Below are 18,444 nucleotides of genomic sequence, written 5' to 3'. Positions count from 1 at the left end.
GACTCACCGGGGCCGCCGCGGTTGCTCGCGCGACGTCGCGCGCGCGGGCGCCATCCGCGCCGGCAGCTTGGCCGGCTGAAGACGGGCCGCTTTCAGGCGGCTTGCAACGCTCCCGAGCCCGATGAGCACGGCAATCGCCGATGCGTCTCCGAGCAACCGTATCGGCCAATCGGTCAGCAGTTCTGTCGTTCGGACGCCGGTCAGTTGCAAGGCCGCATCGACGCCGATCGAGACGAGCGTGCCGCCCACGAAGCAGACAAGACCTTGCCTGCCGACCGTCACGATCGCCGGTACCGCAACGGCGAGCGATCGCAGCCAGCCAAGACGCACCGCCTGCGCGCAGAGCCACGCAATCGAAAGAAAGCTGACGATTCGCACGCTCGCGAGGTCTTGTTTCATGAAGCCGGGCGATGGATGTCCATCGATGCAAAGTTTGACGAAAGCGAACGTCAACGCGACGACGAATGCGACGCGCGTGATCGCTCTGCCCATCCTCGATGTCTGAACGTCGGCTGAAACGGGATGCAGCCGGCACAGGATGCCGAACGCAAACATCAATTGCCATGCGAAAGGGTTGAACGGCCAGTTTCCATCGCCCGTGCGGGGTAGCCAGTTTTCGAGCCACGGCGCCAAGGCCCAGACAACTACGCTCGACGAGAGCATCGACCAAGGCGACCGGCCGGCGAGCGGCACCGCGAACGGCACACAAAGCGCGAAGAGCACATACATCGGCAATACGGCGGACAAGAACGGCTGTTCACGAAACGATGCAATGCTCGCGAGTTCCCGCAACGGGTGACGGACGAATGCCTGCCAGCCGGTATCGACGGCAGGTGCGCTCGGCAACAGCGTGAGCAACGCACCGCAAGCGAGCATCAGCGCGGCCGTCAGCAGGTAGGCGCGATAGATCTCCCATGCGCGCTTCAGAAAGCGAAGCCGCGCCGCCGCCTCGCCACGGCGTTCCGCCACGCCGACATAGGCCGCCGCCGACGCGTACCCGCCGAGAAACACGAACACCTCAGCCGCATCGCAGTAGGCGTAGCTGTGCAGCATGGCGTATTGCAGGATGCCTCTCGAAATGTGATCGAGCGCAATGACGATCAGCACTACGCCTCGGAGAAAATCGACTTCGAGCGATCGCCTGGTTGACGAACTCATTGATTCACCTTCCCGGTTGACGGCGGGACCGGCAGCGGCGCCGCCCGAGCATTCATACGGTCAAAGCAAATTCGGCGAAGCCGGGCCAAAAAGATTCCCGGCGCAATTCAGTATTCCAATCTTCGTGCCATCGGCGAGACCGGGCGCCGCGTGCCAATCGTCGAAAACATCTCCATGCGCTAGAAAAGCGCAATTGGCCCGCCGCGTCAGTGGTTTTCCGATCTTGTCCGCTCGAGTTGGCGGCTCGATACTGAGTCGTACGGCGCACTTCATGAAAGCCGCTGTATCGCTTTTGAAAGCAAGACTTCCCGATCAGCAAGAGGAACGGGCGATGGATATCGAACTGGGCAATGCCGACATCGTAGCGATCGTCGCCCTCGCATTGCTCGCCGCATTGTTGCTTGCATTTCGCTTCCGGCCGACGACGTGGCTGGGCGTGGCGCTCGAAATTTTGCTCGCGAACGCCCTCGCTATCGCGGCGGTGCTGGCGTTCGACGTCATGCTGTCGTAGCCCGAGCGCCCAAATATCGGTGCCCGCGGTAAGCGGCCGATATTACGGCTCCAACATACGGTCACAGTTTTAACAGGCTTGTAATTTGCTGCCCCGCTCAGCGTGCGTCGCGGGCGTGCGGCTTCGTTTGCGTCCGGGTTGCGGAGGCCGGGTCGTATAATCTCAACTTTGGCCCCGAGATTCATGTTCCGCGCTCCCTTCGCCCGCCGTTACAGCGTCTTGCGGCGTGCGCAGCAGTTGTGGCGCCGCTATGGCGTCTTCTGGCTCGGCGCGATCGCCGTCGGCCTCGTCGCGGTCTTCTATGCACGACTGATCGACTGGGGCTACAGCGCGTTTCTAGCGTTGCAGCATCGCTATAGTTGGCTGCCGCTCATCGTCACGCCCGCCGCCGGCGCCCTCTCTGTCCTCGTGACGCGCCGCTTTTTCCGTGGCTCCGAAGGGAGCGGCATTCCGCAGGTCATCGCGACGCTCGAAGAAGGCACCACGTCGCTCGGCCCTCGGCTGCTCGCGCTGCGGCTGCTCGCGGGGAAAATCGCCGTGTCGTTCATCGGCATCCTCGGCGGCTTCACGATCGGCCGCGAAGGGCCAACCGTGCAGATCGGCGCAACGCTCATGTACAACTTGCGGCGCTTCTATCCGCGCTCGACCGCTCTCATCGAGCGGCAACTGGTGCTGGCGGGCGCCGCGGCGGGGTTGTCCGCCGCGTTCAATACGCCGCTCGCCGGCATTGTCTTCGCGATCGAAGAGCTGACGCGCAGCTTCGAAGTACGTACGAGCGGCGTGCTGATCACCGCCATCATCGTGGCGGGTGTAATCGCGCTCGGGCTCAACGGCAACTACACCTATTTCGGCACGATTCAGGTCTCGCCCCATTTCCCTGGCGTGCTGGCGCTCGCCGTCATCGTCACGGCGCTGGTCACGGGCGTGGCCGGAGGCGTTTTCGCCTGGTTGCTGCTTCACACGTCGCGCTGGCAACCGGCCGCGCTCGCCAGCCTGCATCGCGAGCGACCGGTCGTGTTTGGAGCGCTCTGCGGCCTGGCAATCGCCGTTGTCGGCATCGCCAGTGGCGGCCACACGTTCGGCAGCGGGTATGCCGAAGCGCGTGGATTGCTCGAGGGTCGTGAGCAGTTGTCGATGCTCTACCCGTTCGCCAAGATGGCCTCGATGGTCGCTTCATACCTGCCCGGCATTCCGGGCGGCATCTTCGCGCCGTCGCTATCGATTGGCGCGGGCTTCGGCAATTTGCTGCACCTTGCGTTCACGAGCATGCAACTGCAGATGCTGATCGCGCTTGCGATGGTCGGCTATCTGGCCGCCGTCACGCAATCGCCGATCACCTCGTTCGTCATCGTGATGGAAATGATCAACGGCCATGCGCTCGTGATTTCGCTGATGGCCACGGCGCTGGTCGCGAGCCGCGTGTCACGCCTCTTCGCTCCGCCGCTTTACGAAGCGCTCTCGCATCGATATCTGACACCGAAGCGGGAAGCAGCGCCAGCGGCCGACTCACCGAAAACGCTCGAGCCGCTGTTCGAAGACGAGCACGCGAGCGCGGAGCCGCGCACCGACACGCCGGGAAAATAATTCAGGCGCCGACGCTCTCGCGAGCGCGTGGAGCCTCCAGGGTGATTGCGATGAACTGAATCGATCACCCAACGCTGGGAAAGGCAAGAGGGCATGCAGGCGTGAGCCGCCTGCACCGCCGTCAAACCTGCGGAATCTCGATTTTGACTTCGAGAACCTCGAGATTGTCCTGGCGCTCGAGGCTCACGCGGATGTCGTCATTGGAAATGTTGACGTACTTCGAGATGACCGCGACGAGCTCGCGTTGCAGCGCGGGCAGATAATCGGCCGGCGGGCGCCCGCCCGCGCGCTCGTGCGCGATGATGAGTTGCAGGCGCTCCTTCGCGACGACCGCGGACTTCTTTTTCTCGCCGAGCAAAAAGGAAAGAATCGACATATCGCGGCTCCCCCTTATCTGTTGCCGAACAGGCGCTGCAGCAAGCCCGGCTTCTGATAATCGGTGAAGCGCAAAGCCTTGTCCTCGCCGAGAAAGCGCGCGACGACATCCTTGTAGGACTCGGCCACGTCGGAACCGTCCATATGCACGGCGGGCAAGCCCTGGTTCGACGCGTGCAGGACCGCTTCAGATTCGGGCACGACGCCGATCAGCTCGATGCGCAGAATTTCCTGGATATCGGAGAGCGACAGCATCTCGCCTTCGCTGACGCGCTTCGGGTTGTAGCGCGTAATGAGCAGATGCTCCTTGATGGGCTCCTTGCCTTCGATTGCGCGCTTCGTCTTCGACGACAGAATGCCCAGGATTCGATCCGAGTCGCGCACCGACGACACTTCAGGGTTCGTCACGACGAGCGCCTCGTCGGCGAAATGCATCGCGTAGAGCGCGCCCGATTCGATGCCGGCCGGCGAATCGCAGACGATGTAGTCGAAGCCCATGCCGGTCAGATCGTTGATGACCTTTTCGACGCCCTCGAGCGTCAACGCGTCTTTGTCGCGCGTCTGCGAGGCCGGCAGGATATACAGGTTCTCGCACTTCTTGTCCTTGATGAGCGCCTGATTGAGGTTGGCCTCACCCTGGATCACGTTAATGAAATCGTAGACGACGCGGCGCTCGCAGCCCATGATCAAATCGAGGTTGCGCAAGCCGACGTCGAAATCGATCACGGCCGTCTTGTGGCCTCTCAATGCGAGTCCCGACGCAAAGCTCGCGCTCGTGGTCGTTTTGCCCACGCCGCCCTTGCCCGAAGTCACCACAACGATTTTTGCCATTTCCCCTTACCCTTGTTCGTCAAATGAGTTCGATGAGGCCCGCGCGGCGCGGCGCGTACTCGCGCGTCCTAAGTGAGCCTCAACGGTTCGATGATCAGCTTCTCTTCGGCAAGTCGGATCTGGACGGACTTGCCGAGAACGTCGGCCGGCAACGGATTTTCAGTGGTTCGATAGATGCCGGCGATCGAGATGAGTTCCGGCTCGAGACACGTGCAGAAAATGCGCGCACCGTGGTTGCCGTGCACGCCGGCGAGCGCCCGCCCGCGCAGCGGCGCGTAGATGTGAATATTGCCTTCCGCGATGACTTCGGCGCCATGGCTGACGAGCCCCAGCACGATCAGGTCTCCCTTGGCATAGACCTGCTGGCCCGAGCGCAGCGGCCTGTCGACGACGAGCGTTTGGGCGCTCGGTGCCTGCCTGCCCGGCGCTTCGGCAGCGGCAAGCGGCTGCGAGGCCGCGCGTTCGGACTGCTTGACTTCGTCCGGTTGCCGATCGTCGGCCTTGGCGCCGCCGCCCCGCCTGTCGCGCGCTTCGAGCAGCGGCAAGCCGGCGTCCGCCGCCCAGCCGGTTTGATTAGGCGCGGCGACGATGCCGAGAGGACGCATGCGGACGCTGTCCAACAGATGCGCGATTTCGGCGAGCGGGATGCGTTCGCCTTCGCCGAGACGGCGAAGATCGATCGCGACGACGTCGCCCGCAAAAAATTCAGGAGTCGCTTCGAAGCGTCGCGTGAGCTCGCTCTTCAGCGCCTCGAGATCCGTCGTCTTGACGACGAACATGAGCGTATCGACGGAACCGCTGCGTAATTCGAAGTATGGCGATTTGTTCAGCGACATGGCGTTGAAGCAAAAAATTTCGCCTATTTTACAGGGGTCCGCGCGCGCGGCCAGCATTTTCGAGCGAGACGTCCCCCGTCAATCGTGAGTGCGCGGCACATGCCGCACGAGCAGCGTCTCCCATTCGTCGGGCGCGCGCGTCATGCGCTCGTGCTCCCCGGTGGGACCGAACCCGAGACGTTCGTAAAAACGCATGGCGGTGCGGTTGGCGTCCGTCACCCACGCATGCACCTCGGTCGCGCCATGCTCCGCCAGCCATTCGCTCGCCGTATTCACGAGCAGTTCGCCGCCGCGCAGATGGCGCACAGCCGGGGCAACCCATAGCGCGCAAACGAATGCCATGCGCCGATCGTCGAAATAGGCACCGATGAGTCCGGCCGGATGCCCTTCCGTATAGAGGATGAACGAGGTGGACGAATCCGAAATCGCCTGACGAGCGGCAACGGTTTCGAACGTCTCGCGTTTCTCGTCGAGCGCCTGCTCGAGCGTCTCCCCGAATGCGTAGGGGGCTTCGCGCAACGCGGCCGTGCGGAGCTCGCGCAGCATCGCGCCTTGGTCGGCAGCGATACGGCGAACAGTCAGCGATGAAGTCATGGGGCTCCGGTTCAGGGCATAACAGGCAAACCGTAGCTTCGTCCTATCGGGCCAGCGAGTCAAATCTCGCTTGTGCGGGCCCTCGTGCGGGGACCGCGCAACGCCCGCATCGCGAGCGACGATGCCATAGTCTTAGGTCTTAGCTGCTATGGCAACGATGACCGACGCCGTCCCGCAAAAGGAATTTGCTTTCGGGGCACTTGGCGGCCATCTGGGCGATTTCATATGGAAGGAACTTGCAGGACAGGCACCAGCATGAAAGCGCATTGAAAGAAAGTGCGGGGGGGCGCCCCGAAACGGCAATCGGCCGTATCGATCAGGGCGCTTTTCGACGAAGCTTTGGCCAGCAACTTGTAGGAAAATAGCGCAGCGTCGCTCAGCGTCGATTTCGCGCCGTGGCGAGCCCTGGCCTAGCCATCAATCAACTACGCGGCGGCAGAAGCGATGGAAAGCCTGCTCATAGGACCGGCGACACGCAAGCATGCTGCTTGTGCGGGAACGTCAGCGTTGCTCGTGCTGCTTGCGCTCGCGATCGCGGCGCCTCAGGCACGGCAGCCACTATCGCCCGTGGGGCCGTTCATGCCGATGTGCGCGCTGACCGTCTTCACGACCTCGGGGATCGCGGCATTCCTGCTCGGCGCCCGTTTTGCCGCGACGCAGCGGCCGATGCTCTGCGCCCTGGGCGGAGCCTACGCGTTCACCGCGATCACGGTCGCGCTGCAATTGCTCATGTTTCCCGGCGTGTTCTCGCACACGGGACTGCTTGGCGCGCGGCCCAACAGCGCCGCATGGATGTGGGTCTTCTGGCACGGTGGATTTCCGCTCCTCGTCGCTATCGCGATGCTGTTGCGCGATCAATCGATCGATGGGTCGCCGGCCGGCCGCTTCCGGTTCCACGAGTGGACCCTGACGCTCATCGGCATGCCCGCGGTACTTGCCGCTGTACTGGGTGTGTTCGCCGCAAACGCGAATCTCTCCGCGCCTTTCTATCCCATGACCGACATCGATTCGGCGAGGATCAGCCCGACCGCCCTCGTCGTCTGCTTGCTCGACGCATTCGCGATCGTGCTGGTCCTAGTGAAAGGGCGACTACGCTCGGTGCTCGACCTATGGATCACGATCGCGCTCCTGGCCTCCTTTGTCGATGCGAGCTTGAATATGCTCAGCGTGGGCCGATTTACCGTCGGCTGGTATGTTGCGAGGATTTTCAGCATGCTTGCGCCGGGCGTGCTCGTCGGCGTCCTGATATGGGAAGTTACGGTGCTCTATCGCCAGCTGGCCGAGGCCCATGCCTCGCTGTTGCAGACCTCCACGCACGACGCACTGACAGGCGTCTATAACCGCCATTACTTCGACGAACAATTCCGCAGGGACTTCGATCGCGCGAGGCTGCATCGCCGGCCGCTTTCTCTCGTCATGGTCGATATCGACAATTTCAAGGCATATAACGATGCTTTTGGCCATCCGCGCGGCGACGCCTGCCTGCGCGCGGTCGCCGAGGCACTGGCGCAAACAGCCCGGCGCGCGGGCGAATATGTTGCGCGCTATGGCGGCGAAGAGTTCGTGATCGTGCTGCCGGGCTCAGAGCTCGACGATGCGACGACTCGGGCCGAACAAGCGCGCAACGCCGTCATCGCGATCGGCCTGACGGCGCCGGGGCCAAGCGGCCGCGTTACCGTCAGCGCCGGATGCGCATGCAGCGAGGGGAGCGAACCCTCGAACGCGAGCGAGCTTCTCGGCGGCGCGGATGCAGCGCTTTATGCGGCGAAGCGCGCGGGGCGCAACCGCGTGGAGCGCGTTGCCGTCATCGATCGCGGTTAACGCTTGCGCACGTGCTTGTTCGAGGGAAGCACGGCCGGCGTTCGAACACGCTAGTGCACATATCTGGCGATATAGAAGACGCCCGATACAAGCACGGTCGCGCCGCCCATGATGCGCCACGTCAGGCCGTGAAGCTCACGGTGTAATTCCTCTTTGGTGACGAACGTATCCATCCTCGATGCTAGGTTATCGAATTTGGATTCGAGCCTATCCACTCGCGTCTCGATCTTGGAAAGGCGGTCTCGGATCTCATAAAAGCCCATTTCGAGGAACGCAACGCGTCCTTCGATGTCACCGCCACTGCGCCCGGCCTTCTGCGTCAACTTGCGGGACTTGGACCGCGCCCTCTGGGAAACTTGACAGGAGTTCATCATTGAAATCATCGAAATCGTCAACGTAACGGCATCCAGGGTAGCTATATCGCAAAGTGCGGGAAATTCAGCCGGATGGCCTACCAAGTAGGCCATTTGCGTGGCAGCCTACTCGATCTCGCGACTGACTAGCCCGTGCGCGGTATCTTTAGGACGTTTTCCGTTGATTACCCACTGAGCGGCTCCGGCGAGCTCGATCGGAAAGGCCACGATGATCGCTAATGGTTTTCGATTTGCGCGCGTGCCAAGGCATTCGGCGAGCTGACGACGATAGGCCGGACGCAAAAAAGCCCCGCAAATCGATGACTTACGGGGCTCTCGCTAATCCTGGCGGAAAGGGTGGGATTCGAACCCACGGTACGGTATAACCGTACACCGGATTTCGAGTCCGGCGCATTCGACCACTCTGCCACCTTTCCTTTTTCGGATGTCGCGCTTGCGTCGCACGTCAATAGACGTCGTGCGCACACCGCTCCACCCAGTGTTCACCAAGCTGGTCGCTGTTTGGCGAAGCGAAGATTATAGAACATCCAACAGGACATTCCAAGACCTTTTTGCAAGACGAGATGGAAGTGCAGGCGCGGATCAAAGCGCCCGCGGTGCTGCGAGTCTCAAAGTGCAGCAGGCCCGATTCGTTCCACGCCACCAAGATAAGGGCGCAACGCCGTTGGCACCGTGACCGATCCGTCCGCATTCTGGAAGTTCTCGAGCACGGCGACGAGCGTGCGCCCCACCGCGAGCCCCGAACCGTTCAGCGTATGCACGAGCTCCGGCTTGCCCTGCGCGTTGCGGAAACGCGCCTGCATGCGGCGCGCTTGGAACGCCTCGGTATTCGAGCAGCTCGAGATCTCGCGATAGGTGTTCTGCGCGGGCAACCAGACTTCGAGGTCATAGGTTTTTGCCGCCGAAAAGCCCATATCGCCGGTACAAAGCGTGATCACGCGATACGGCAACTCCAGCTTTTGCAGGATCGCCTCGGCATGCGTGACCATCTGCTCGAGCGCCTCGTACGACGCGTCAGGCGCAACGATCTGCACCATCTCGACCTTGTCGAATTGATGTTGCCGAATCATGCCTCGCGTGTCTCGACCATACGATCCCGCCTCCGATCGAAAGCACGGCGAATGTGCCGTGAGCTTCACCGGCAATGCCTCACCGTCGAGAATGCTCTCGCGCACCGTGTTCGTCAGCGAAATTTCGGACGTCGAAATGAGGTACTGCGTGATGACGTTCTCGCCGCCACCCTTTTCGACGCGAAACATGTCGTCGGCGAACTTAGGAAGCTGGCCGGTACCGTAGAGGATCTCGGGATTGACGATGTACGGCGTATAGATCTCGGTATAGCCATGCTGCTGCGTATGCGTATCGAGCATGAACTGCGCAAGCGCGCGATGCAGACGCGCCATCGCGCCGCGCAGCATCGTGAACCGCGCACCGGCAAGCTTCGCGCCGGTCTCGAAGTCGAGGCCGAGCGGCGTGCCGACATCGACGTGATCCTTTACTTCGAAATCGAACTGGCGCGGCGTGCCCCAGCGGCGCACTTCGACATTGCCGCTCTCGTCATCGCCGAGCGGGACGCTCTCGTGCGGCAGATTCGGCATTTCGAGCATGAGTTTCGATACGCGTGCCTGCACGTCATCGAGCTGAGCCGCCGAAGCCTTCATCTCGTCGCCTATGCCGCTCACTTCCGCCATCAATGCCGAAGTGTCTTCACCGCGCCCCTTCATCGCGCCAATCTGCTTCGACAGACTATTGCGGCGCGCCTGCAATTCTTCGGTGCGAGTCTGAATGGCCCGGCGTTCGGCCTCGAGCGCCGAGAAGGCCGCGACGTCGAGCATATAGCCGCGCGCGGCAAGGCGCTTCGCGACTCCTTCGAGGTCTTTGCGCAGCAACTGGATGTCGAGCATGAGAAAAAGCGTGTGTCGTGGAGTAAGGAGGCGATTTTAGCGCACCGGTAAGGCACCCCCCGCCCGCCCTTGGGAAATGGCCGGTTCGGCGGCCCTTCGTTCCCCCGGATTGGTCAGTCGCCCTTGGACTTGTGCGCTTCGCGCCACGCGGCATCGAGCTCGGCGAGCCGCGCGAGCTTTTCGCCGATCTTGCCCTCGAGCCCTCGTGGCGTCGGGCGGTACCAATGCGGCTCGCGCATGCCGTCGGGCAGGTAGGTCTCGCCGGCCGCATACGCGTCGGGCTCGTCGTGCGCGTAGCGGTACTCGCGGCCGTAGCCGAGCGATTCCATCAGCTTCGTCGGCGCGTTGCGCAGATGAACGGGCACGCCGCGCGAGCGGTCCTTGCCGACGAACGCGCGCGCCTCGTTGTACGCGGCATAGCCCGCATTCGACTTGGGCGCGACCGCCAGATAAATCACCGCCTGAGCGAGCGCGAGTTCGCCCTCCGGCGTGCCGAGGCGCTCGTAGGTTTCGGCGGCGTCGAGCGCGATGCGTGCCGCGCGCGGATCGGCCAGTCCAATGTCCTCCCAGGCCATCCGGACGAGGCGGCGCGCGAGATAACGCGGGTCCGCGCCGCCATCGAGCATGCGGCAAAACCAATAGAGGGCGCCATCCGGATTGCTGCCGCGAACCGACTTGTGCAAGGCGCTGATCTGATCGTAGAACGCATCACCGCCCTTGTCGAAGCGACGCAGGTTTTCAGTCAGCGCGCTCGCGATCAGCTCGCCGTCGATCTCGTCCGCCTTGCGTGCCGCCGCCGCGCGAACGGCGATCTCGACGTTGTTCAGCAGCTTGCGGCCGTCGCCGTCCGCTGCGCCGATCAGCACCTGCTTGGCCTCTTCAGTGACGCGCAATCCCCCGAGCTCGGTCAGCGCCCGCTCGAGCAGCTCGTGCTGCTCGTCGTCGTCGAGGCTCTTGAGCACGTAGACGGCCGCGCGCGACAACAACGCACTGTTGACCTCGAACGACGGGTTCTCCGTGGTCGCTCCGATGAAGACGAACAGCCCCGACTCGACGTGCGGCAAAAACGCGTCCTGCTGGCTCTTGTTGAAACGATGCACTTCGTCGACGAACACGAGCGTGCGGCGGCCATGCGCGCGATGCGCCTGTGCGAGCTCGACGGCCTCCCGAATGTCCTTCACGCCCGACAGCACCGCCGAGAGCGCGATGAATTCGGCATCGAACGCATTCGCCATGAGCCGCGCCAGCGTGGTCTTGCCGACCCCGGGCGGCCCCCAAAGAATCATCGAATGCGGCTCGCCCGATTCGAACGCGACGCGCAACGGCTTCATCGGCCCGAGCAGATGCTTCTGGCCGATCACCTCGTCGATCGTGCGCGGCCTCAACCGCTCGGCGAGCGGTACATTGCCGCGGGGCTCTTCGAACATGGCGTTACCCGTTGATGACGTCGGCACCTTTCGGCACCGCGAACTTGAACGCGTCGGGCTTCAACGGCGGGTTCTTCTGGATGTTCGAGAACGTGAGCAGCGTCACGTTGCCGAATACGTCGTGCAGTTCCATCGCCTCCAGATTGCCGTCGCGAAAGCCGATGCCGACGCGCTCGAATTGCGTGTCGTGTGCCTTCGGGGTCAGCTCGAGCCAGTCGATGCCGCCTTTCACACCGGCATCGCGCAGCGTGAAGTTCTGCTCGAGATCGTTGCTGCCGAAGAGGATCGCCGCCGGGCTCGCGCCGAGCGCGCCGCCGAGCTTGCGAACGGTGACCTGGTTCAAGTCCTTGTCATAGACGTAGAGGTTCTCGCCGTCGGCCTGGAGCACCTGCTCATAGGGCTTCTCATAGGTCCAGATAAATTTGCCCGGGCGCGAGAAAACGAAAGTCCCGCTGGACGTGCCGCTGACGCTCGGTTGCGCCATGCCATTCGGGGTCTGCGCCTTCGAAGGCGCCTTGATTTCTTTTTGCACGAAGTCGCCGCGCGCCGAGTGCACCTGCGTGACGAACGCTTTCAGTTGCTCGGTACCGCTCGCGAACGCGACCGGCGCGGCGACAACGAGCGCTGCGCCGAGCAGTGCCGCAATGAAGCGTCGGCCCGCCGAGCCGGCGCGGGCGAGGCCGCCGCCCCCGAACGAAAAAGAACCGGGGGCATGACGGCTGAGAGGATGCTGCATATCAGTTTTTCTCCGTGATGAACTCGCCGCCGACGACATTCTGCCGCGGGGACTGTGTGGCCGGGCTAGTCGCTCTCGCGCACCGGCACGAGAATCTCGCGATTGCCGTTGGACGACATCGCCGAAACGAGCCCTGACTGCTCCATTTGCTCGAGCAGCCGCGCGGCGCGGTTATAGCCGATGCGCAAATGCCGCTGCACGAGCGAGATCGACGCGCGCCGATGCTTGACCACAATCTCGACGGCCTGATCGTAAAGCGGATCGGCCTCGCCGCCGCTCGCCGCCCCGCCCGCTCCGTCCGCCGACCCTTCGTCGCCCTCGCCCGCGATCCCGCCTTCGAGAATGCCTTCGATGTAATTCGGCTCGCCCTGCTCCTTCAGCTTTTCGACGACGCGATGGACCTCGTCGTCCGATACGAAGGCGCCATGCACGCGCACAGGCAAGCCCGTTCCGGGCGGCAGATAGAGCATGTCGCCCATGCCGAGCAGCGATTCGGCGCCCTGCTGATCGAGGATGGTGCGCGAATCGATCTTCGAAGACACCTGGAAGGCGATTCGCGTCGGCACGTTCGCCTTGATGAGGCCCGTGATCACGTCGACCGACGGCCGCTGCGTCGCGAGGATCAGGTGGATGCCGGCCGCGCGCGCCTTTTGCGCGATGCGGGCGATGAGCTCTTCGACTTTCTTGCCGACGACCATCATCAAGTCGGCCAGCTCGTCGATGACGACGACGATGTTGGGCAACCGCGTGAGCGGCTCGGGATCGTCGGGCGTGAGACTGAACGGATTGGGCAGCTTCTCGTCGCGCTTGGCCGCTTCCTCGATCTTGTTGTTGTAGCTCGCCAGATTGCGCACACCGAGCTTGCTCATCAGCTTGTAGCGTCGCTCCATCTCGCCGACGGTCCAGTTGAGCGCGTGGCCCGCCTGCCGCATATCGGTGACGACAGGGCACAGCAGATGCGGGATGCCCTCGTAGACGCTCATCTCAAGCATCTTCGGATCGATGAGAATCATCCGGACCTGCTCGGCGCTCGCCTTGTAGACGAGCGAAAGGATCATCGCGTTGATCCCAACCGACTTGCCCGAGCCCGTCGTACCGGCCACGAGAAGGTGCGGCATCTTCGCGAGATCGGCGCACACGGGCTTGCCGCCGATGTCCTTGCCGAGGCCGATCGTCAGCTTCGAGCCTGCGTCGGCATAGACCTCGGAGCCGAGGATTTCCGAAAGCCGCACGGTCTGACGCCGTTGGTTCGGCAGCTCGAGCGCCATGAAGTTCTTGCCCGGAATCGTCTCGACGACGCGGATCGAGACAAGCGACAGCGAGCGCGCAAGATCCTTGGCGAGATTGACGATCTGGCTGCCCTTTACGCCGGTGGCCGGCTCGATCTCGTAGCGGGTGACGACAGGCCCCGGATAAGCGGCCACGACGCTCACGTCGACGCCGAAATCCTTGAGCTTCTTTTCGATGAGGCGTGAAGTGAACTCCAGCGTGTCGGCCGATACCGTTTCCTGCACGGCCGGCGCGGCATCGAGCAACGCGATCGGCGGCAGCGTCGTGTCGCCGGGCAGGTCCGCGAACAGCGGCACCTGCTTTTCCTTTTCGACGCGCTCGGACTTGGCCGGCGCAACGACGGGCGGCACGATCGTCACCGGCTCATGCTCCTCGAGCCGCACGCGGCTTTGCTCGACCTTGCCCTCGCGCTTGACGGCCGCCTCGACGCCCGCCTTGCGATCCCGGCCGGCCTCGCGGCGCAGCTTCGCGAGCGTGACGGCCGAAATCAGCTTGTCGCCGACGCGCTCGGCCACCGACAGCCACGAAAACCGGAAATAGAGCGACAAGCCGATGGCCAGCCCGATCAGCAACGCGAGCGTGCCGCCCGTGAAGCCGAGCGCGTGGGATACGCCGCGCGCGACGGCGTCGCCGACGATGCCGCCCGGCGCGCGCGGCAACTGCACGCGCAGCGACCACATCCGGAGCGCCTCGATGCCGTCGCAAGCGAGCAGCACGAGCGCGAACGCCAGCGCGTCGGCGAGCCACGAGTCGCGCGGCGCTTGCTCCTGGGCTTCCGCGTGGCGCGTCAGAAGCCGGTAGTTGGCGGCGATGCGCCGCGCGAGCAGCACCACCCACCAGTAGGCGGAAAGGCCGAACAGCAGCAGCAGGATGTCCGACGACCAGGCGCCGACGCGGCCCGCCCAATTCGCGATATGGTCGACCTGCGCCGCGTGCGTCCAGCTCGGATCGCGGCGGCTGTAGCTGACGAGCGCCATCACGAGGAACACGCAGAGCGCGACCTGCAAGATCCAGCGAATCTCGGTGAAAAGACGCGACATGCGATGCGGCAACGCTTGCGTGTGCGCGGAATAAGGAGCTTTGGCCATGAATCCGTAAAGGCTTGGCGGGCGCGCCGGAGTGCGCCGTCGCCCCGATCGTAGGATGCGGCCTATTGTAAACGCTGCGTTGTGCCCCGCGCTGTAAATGACGGTAACGTGCGTTCCATGCAACGCGTGCCCACCGCTCTTGGATACCGATATACCAGGCTATCGCCGCGATAGAAAAAGCCCAGGCGGCAGCGTCCGGCAGGCCCCTTTATAATGCGCGGGTACGCCCCACCTACGGCCGTAGTCCCCCGAGTCGTTCGCGAGAACCCGCGCTCGACGTCCGGCCGATCGGTTGCTGCTCAAAGCATTTCTTAGGATCAAGACCATGTCCACGCGCAAACACGCCAAAGTGCTCATCCTCGGTTCCGGCCCCGCCGGCTACACGGCCGCCGTGTACGCCGCGCGCGCCAACCTGTCGCCGCTTCTCATCACGGGCCTGGCGCAAGGCGGTCAGCTGATGACGACGACCGACGTCGAAAACTGGCCGGCGGACGCGAACGGCGTTCAGGGCCCCGAGCTGATGCAGCGCTTTCTCGAACACGCCGAACGCTTCAAGACGGAGATCGTCTTCGATCACATCCACACCGCGAAGCTGAACGAGCGGCCGCTCAGGCTCATCGGCGATTCGGGCGAATACACCTGCGACGCGCTGATCATCGCCACGGGCGCCTCGGCGCAATATCTGGGGTTGCCGTCCGAGGAGGCGTTCATGGGCCGCGGCGTGTCGGCCTGCGCCACCTGCGACGGCTTCTTCTACAAGCAGCAGCACGTGGCCGTGGTCGGCGGCGGCAATACGGCCGTCGAGGAAGCGCTCTACCTCGCGGGGATCGCGAACAAGGTCACGGTCGTCCATCGGCGCGACAAGTTCCGCGCCGAGCCGATCCTCATCGACCGTCTGCTCGCGAAGGAAAAGGAAGGCGTCGTCGAGATCAAGTGGAACCATGTGCTCGACGAGGTGAAGGGCGACGATTCGGGCGTAACGGGCGTGCGGATCAAGCACACGCAAACAGGCGTCACGACCGATGTCGCGCTGCAAGGCCTCTTCGTCGCGATCGGGCACAAGCCGAATACCGACATCTTCGCCGGCCAGCTCGAAATGAAAAACGGCTACATCATCACGAACGGCGGCTTGAACGGCAACGCAACGGCCACGAGCATCCCGGGCGTTTTCGCGGCCGGCGACGTGCAGGACCACGTGTATCGCCAGGCGATCACGAGCGCGGGCACGGGCTGCATGGCCGCGCTCGACGCGCAGCGCTATCTCGAGAGCATCCACGAGGTGCATCAAGAGCGAGTGATGAGCCACGAAGCCGATCGTTGCTGAAACGCGCTTGCGTAGTATGGGCGTCGCGCTCCGTCTCTGAGCGCGACGCGCGAGTCAGTTGTGGCGAAACCATGTCGAAACACCGATTGCATCCGGGCGGCACGAAGCCCGCGAGCGCGGAACGCGGCACGCGCGGAACCGGATTGTCCGATCTCGCCGCTTTGCGGGACGCCCTGAAAGAGAGCGCGGCCGAACGCGAGCGCGCTCGCATCGCCGCGGCCAAGGCGGCCCGCGAGGCGGCGGCCGACGCCGACCTCTTTCGCCGCGAAATCGGCGACGTGGCACCGCTCGCGGCACCGCCACGCGCGGAGCACGGCCGAACCCCGCCGCCCGCGCTGCCGATCCAGACGCAGCGCGACGAGCGGGCGGTACTCGACGAAGCGATCTCGGACGAATTCGACCCCGAGGTGTTGCTCGATACCGACGAAACGCTTTCCTACTGTCGCCCCGGCATCGGCCACGAAGTCGTGCGCAAGCTCAGGCGCGGCCATTGGATCGTGCAGGATCAGCTCGACCTGCACGGCTTGCGCCGGGAGGAGGCGCGCGAAGCGCTCGCCGTGTTCATTCGCGACGCGGTCAAGCGCGGTTTGCGCTGCGTGCGCGTGATCCACGGCAAGGGGTTGGGCTCGATCGGAAAGGAGCCGGTGCTGAAAGGCAAGGTGCGCTCCTGGCTCGTGCAGAAAGCGGAAGTCATCGCCTTTTGTCAGGCGCGGCCGCACGACGGCGGCGCGGGCGCGGTGCTCGTCCTGCTGCAGCCGCGCGCGGCACAGGCCGCGCCTCGCGGCTGAAGAATGACGCCTGTGCACCCGCGGCTGACATTTGCCCTCTCCGTCATAGAGGGGCTTGCCATCTTCGCCTATGCATTCTCGGGATTCATCGAAGCACGCCGTCGACGGCTCGACGCCGTCGGCACGTTTCTCGTCGCGCTCGTGACCGCATTCGGCGGGGGCACCGTGCGCGATGTGCTGCTGGGGCATCGGCCGTTTTATTGGGTCGAGCACGAAACTTATGTCATCGCGATCTTTGCGATGTCGTTCGTGGCGCCCTTCGTCTTGCGGATGGCATCGCGCGTCTTTTCCGAGCGGGCGCTGCTCGTGGCCGATGCGGTCGGGCTCGGCCTGTTCAGCATTTCGGGGACGTCGATCGCGCTCGATGCCGGCATGCCCTGGTTCATCGCGGCGCTGATGGGCGTGGTGACGGGCGTATTCGGCGGCGTGATACGAGACGTGCTGTGCAACGAAATGCCGCTGATCCTGCGGGACTCGCGTCCCTATGCAACCTGCGCGCTCGTCGGCTGCTGGCTTTATTTGTTGCTCGCGTGGCTCGCGGTCGATCCGGTCTACAGCGTCATCGTCGCGACCGTTTTCATCCTCGTCGCACGGCTCGTGACATTCAAGCTCGATGTGCGCCTGCCGCATTGAAAGCGGCAGACGCAGCGACGTCCGGCTTAGGACCGGCCAGCTCGCTCAGGCGATGCGCGCCTCGGTGGCCGGGTCGAAGAGGACGGCCTTCGAGACATCGAACAGCAGCGGCATTTTTTGCTCTGGCTGCGGGTTCGATGCCGGATGCACACGGCTCACGGTGCGTTTGCCGTTCACTTGCGCAAAGACGAGCGTATCGGGACCCGTCGGCTCGATCACGTCGACCTTCACGTCGATCTGCTGCAAAGCGTCGCTGTGGCCGTTGTGCGCGCTGCGCGCATCGGTGATCCGTTCCGGGCGCAGTCCGAGAATGACGTTTTGTCCGAGCGAGCCATTCAGGCGATTGGCGTTGAACGGCAAGTTGAGTGCACGGCGCGTGACGCCCGTATCGATCTCGATGCCGACGCCTGCCCCCTGCTCGACGAGCTTACCCTCGATGAAGTTCATCGGCGGTGCGCCGATGAATCCGGCCACGAAGAGGTTCGAAGGCGAATCGTAGATTTCCTGCGGCGCGCCGAATTGCTGGACGATGCCGTCCTTCATCACGGCGATGCGATCGCCGAGCGTCATCGCCTCGATCTGATCGTGCGTCACATAGACGATCGTCGTGCCGAGACGTTGATGAAGCAGCTTGATTTCCGAACGCATCTCGATGCGCAGTTTCGCGTCGAGGTTCGACAAGGGCTCATCGAACAGGAACATGACGGGATCGCGCGCGAGCGCTCGCCCCATCGCGACGCGCTGGCGCTGACCGCCCGAGAGCTGGCCCGGCTTGCGATCGAGCAGATGATCGATTTGCAGCAGCTTGGAGACGCGCTCGACGATCGTCTGCTGCTCGCGCTTCGGCACCTTGCGGATGTTGAGCCCGAACGAGATGTTCTCGCGCACCGTCATCGACGGATAGAGCGCGTACGACTGGAACACCATCGCGATGTCGCGATCCTTCGGCGAAAGATCGTTGACGACGCGATCGTCGATGCGGATCTCACCCTTCGTGACCGATTCGAGGCCGGCGATCATGTTGAGCAGCGTCGACTTCCCGCAACCCGAACCGCCTACGAGAATGAGGAACTGGCCGTCCTCGATATCGATGTCGACCCCCTTCAAAACGGGCACGCCGTTCGGGTAGGTCTTGTAAACGTCGCGGATAGAAAGGCTTGCCATGCTGAT

17 protein-coding genes and 1 tRNA gene are annotated in these 18,444 nt (G+C 63.6%); 6 read left to right on the top strand and 12 right to left on the bottom strand.

What is annotated here, in order from left to right:
- Nucleotides 1-3: 3 nt before the first annotated feature.
- Entirely contained in the window at nt 4-1,158 is a 1,155-nt protein-coding gene (locus AB4Y31_RS03600) for an OpgC domain-containing protein (protein ID WP_368672746.1), read from the bottom strand.
- Between the two features lie 271 nt (nt 1,159-1,429).
- Here AB4Y31_RS03600 and AB4Y31_RS03595 point away from each other — a divergent pair, with 271 nt between their 5' ends.
- Together AB4Y31_RS03595 and AB4Y31_RS03590 are read left to right on the top strand one after the other, a co-directional pair.
- On the top strand, nt 1,430-1,669 hold the full coding sequence (locus AB4Y31_RS03595; RefSeq protein ID WP_368672745.1) for a hypothetical protein: 240 nt from the start codon (nt 1,430-1,432) through the stop codon (nt 1,667-1,669).
- Between the two features lie 183 nt (nt 1,670-1,852).
- On the top strand, nt 1,853-3,253 hold the full coding sequence (locus tag AB4Y31_RS03590; RefSeq protein WP_368672744.1) for a chloride channel protein: 1,401 nt from the start codon (nt 1,853-1,855) through the stop codon (nt 3,251-3,253).
- 121 nt (nt 3,254-3,374) lie between these two features.
- Here the strand turns inward: AB4Y31_RS03590 and minE are convergent, their stop codons facing one another.
- The 4 genes from minE to AB4Y31_RS03570 form a co-directional block, all read right to left on the bottom strand.
- Entirely contained in the window at nt 3,375-3,629 is a 255-nt protein-coding gene (minE, locus tag AB4Y31_RS03585) for a cell division topological specificity factor MinE (protein ID WP_368672743.1), read from the bottom strand.
- Nucleotides 3,630-3,643: 14 nt separating this feature from the next.
- Nucleotides 3,644-4,459, bottom strand: a complete 816-nt coding sequence (gene minD, locus AB4Y31_RS03580; protein WP_368672742.1) for a septum site-determining protein MinD — start codon at nt 4,457-4,459, stop codon at nt 3,644-3,646.
- 68 nt (nt 4,460-4,527) lie between these two features.
- Complete coding sequence (minC, locus tag AB4Y31_RS03575; protein ID WP_368672741.1) at nt 4,528-5,295, bottom strand: septum site-determining protein MinC; 768 nt, start codon at nt 5,293-5,295, stop codon at nt 4,528-4,530.
- A gap of 78 nt (nt 5,296-5,373) precedes the next feature.
- Complete coding sequence (locus tag AB4Y31_RS03570; protein ID WP_368672740.1) at nt 5,374-5,889, bottom strand: GNAT family N-acetyltransferase; 516 nt, start codon at nt 5,887-5,889, stop codon at nt 5,374-5,376.
- A 444-nt stretch (nt 5,890-6,333) separates the two neighbouring features.
- Here AB4Y31_RS03570 and AB4Y31_RS03565 point away from each other — a divergent pair, with 444 nt between their 5' ends.
- Nucleotides 6,334-7,710 (top strand): GGDEF domain-containing protein, encoded by a 1,377-nt coding sequence (locus AB4Y31_RS03565; protein ID WP_368672739.1) that lies wholly within the window; start codon nt 6,334-6,336, stop codon nt 7,708-7,710.
- A gap of 50 nt (nt 7,711-7,760) precedes the next feature.
- Here the strand turns inward: AB4Y31_RS03565 and AB4Y31_RS03560 are convergent, their stop codons facing one another.
- The 6 genes from AB4Y31_RS03560 to AB4Y31_RS03535 all read right to left on the bottom strand — a co-directional run bounded on the left by AB4Y31_RS03560 (nt 7,761) and on the right by AB4Y31_RS03535 (nt 14,529).
- Nucleotides 7,761-8,177, bottom strand: coding sequence for a hypothetical protein (locus tag AB4Y31_RS03560; RefSeq protein ID WP_368672738.1), 417 nt, complete (start codon nt 8,175-8,177; stop codon nt 7,761-7,763).
- Between the two features lie 232 nt (nt 8,178-8,409).
- Nucleotides 8,410-8,500: transfer RNA gene (locus tag AB4Y31_RS03555), tRNA-Ser, on the bottom strand.
- A 192-nt stretch (nt 8,501-8,692) separates the two neighbouring features.
- A complete protein-coding gene (serS, locus tag AB4Y31_RS03550; protein ID WP_368672737.1) occupies nt 8,693-9,988 on the bottom strand; it encodes a serine--tRNA ligase in 1,296 nt (431 codons plus the stop codon).
- Nucleotides 9,989-10,101: 113 nt separating this feature from the next.
- The gene (locus tag AB4Y31_RS03545) at nt 10,102-11,415 is read right to left on the bottom strand and encodes a replication-associated recombination protein A (RefSeq protein ID WP_368672736.1); all 1,314 of its coding nucleotides are present in this window, start codon (nt 11,413-11,415) and stop codon (nt 10,102-10,104) included.
- 4 nt (nt 11,416-11,419) lie between these two features.
- Nucleotides 11,420-12,151 (bottom strand): outer membrane lipoprotein chaperone LolA, encoded by a 732-nt coding sequence (lolA, locus tag AB4Y31_RS03540; protein ID WP_368672735.1) that lies wholly within the window; start codon nt 12,149-12,151, stop codon nt 11,420-11,422.
- 65 nt (nt 12,152-12,216) lie between these two features.
- A complete protein-coding gene (locus AB4Y31_RS03535) occupies nt 12,217-14,529 on the bottom strand; it encodes a DNA translocase FtsK (RefSeq protein WP_368672734.1) in 2,313 nt (770 codons plus the stop codon).
- 325 nt (nt 14,530-14,854) lie between these two features.
- Between AB4Y31_RS03535 and trxB the strand changes: the two genes are divergently transcribed.
- The 3 genes from trxB (at nt 14,855) to AB4Y31_RS03520 (ending at nt 17,274) form a co-directional block, all read left to right on the top strand.
- Nucleotides 14,855-15,853, top strand: coding sequence for a thioredoxin-disulfide reductase (gene trxB, locus AB4Y31_RS03530; RefSeq protein WP_368672733.1), 999 nt, complete (start codon nt 14,855-14,857; stop codon nt 15,851-15,853).
- A 71-nt stretch (nt 15,854-15,924) separates the two neighbouring features.
- On the top strand, nt 15,925-16,641 hold the full coding sequence (locus tag AB4Y31_RS03525) for a Smr/MutS family protein (RefSeq protein WP_368672732.1): 717 nt from the start codon (nt 15,925-15,927) through the stop codon (nt 16,639-16,641).
- 12 nt (nt 16,642-16,653) lie between these two features.
- Nucleotides 16,654-17,274 carry a trimeric intracellular cation channel family protein gene (locus tag AB4Y31_RS03520; protein ID WP_026229640.1) on the top strand — a complete coding sequence of 207 codons (621 nt, stop codon included), beginning with the start codon at nt 16,654-16,656 and terminating at the stop codon, nt 17,272-17,274.
- A gap of 45 nt (nt 17,275-17,319) precedes the next feature.
- On the opposite strand, the gene AB4Y31_RS03515 is transcribed toward AB4Y31_RS03520, so the two are convergent.
- Nucleotides 17,320-18,438, bottom strand: coding sequence for an ABC transporter ATP-binding protein (locus AB4Y31_RS03515; RefSeq protein ID WP_368672731.1), 1,119 nt, complete (start codon nt 18,436-18,438; stop codon nt 17,320-17,322).
- Between the last annotated feature and the right edge of the window lie 6 nt (nt 18,439-18,444).

Origin of the sequence: Trinickia sp. EG282A (assembly GCF_040965455.1) — a bacterium.
GTDB classification, from domain to species: domain Bacteria; phylum Pseudomonadota; class Gammaproteobacteria; order Burkholderiales; family Burkholderiaceae; genus Trinickia; species Trinickia symbiotica.
Note: the sequence above shows the minus strand (reverse complement) of the source record. Positions and strands in the feature narration are given on the sequence as shown.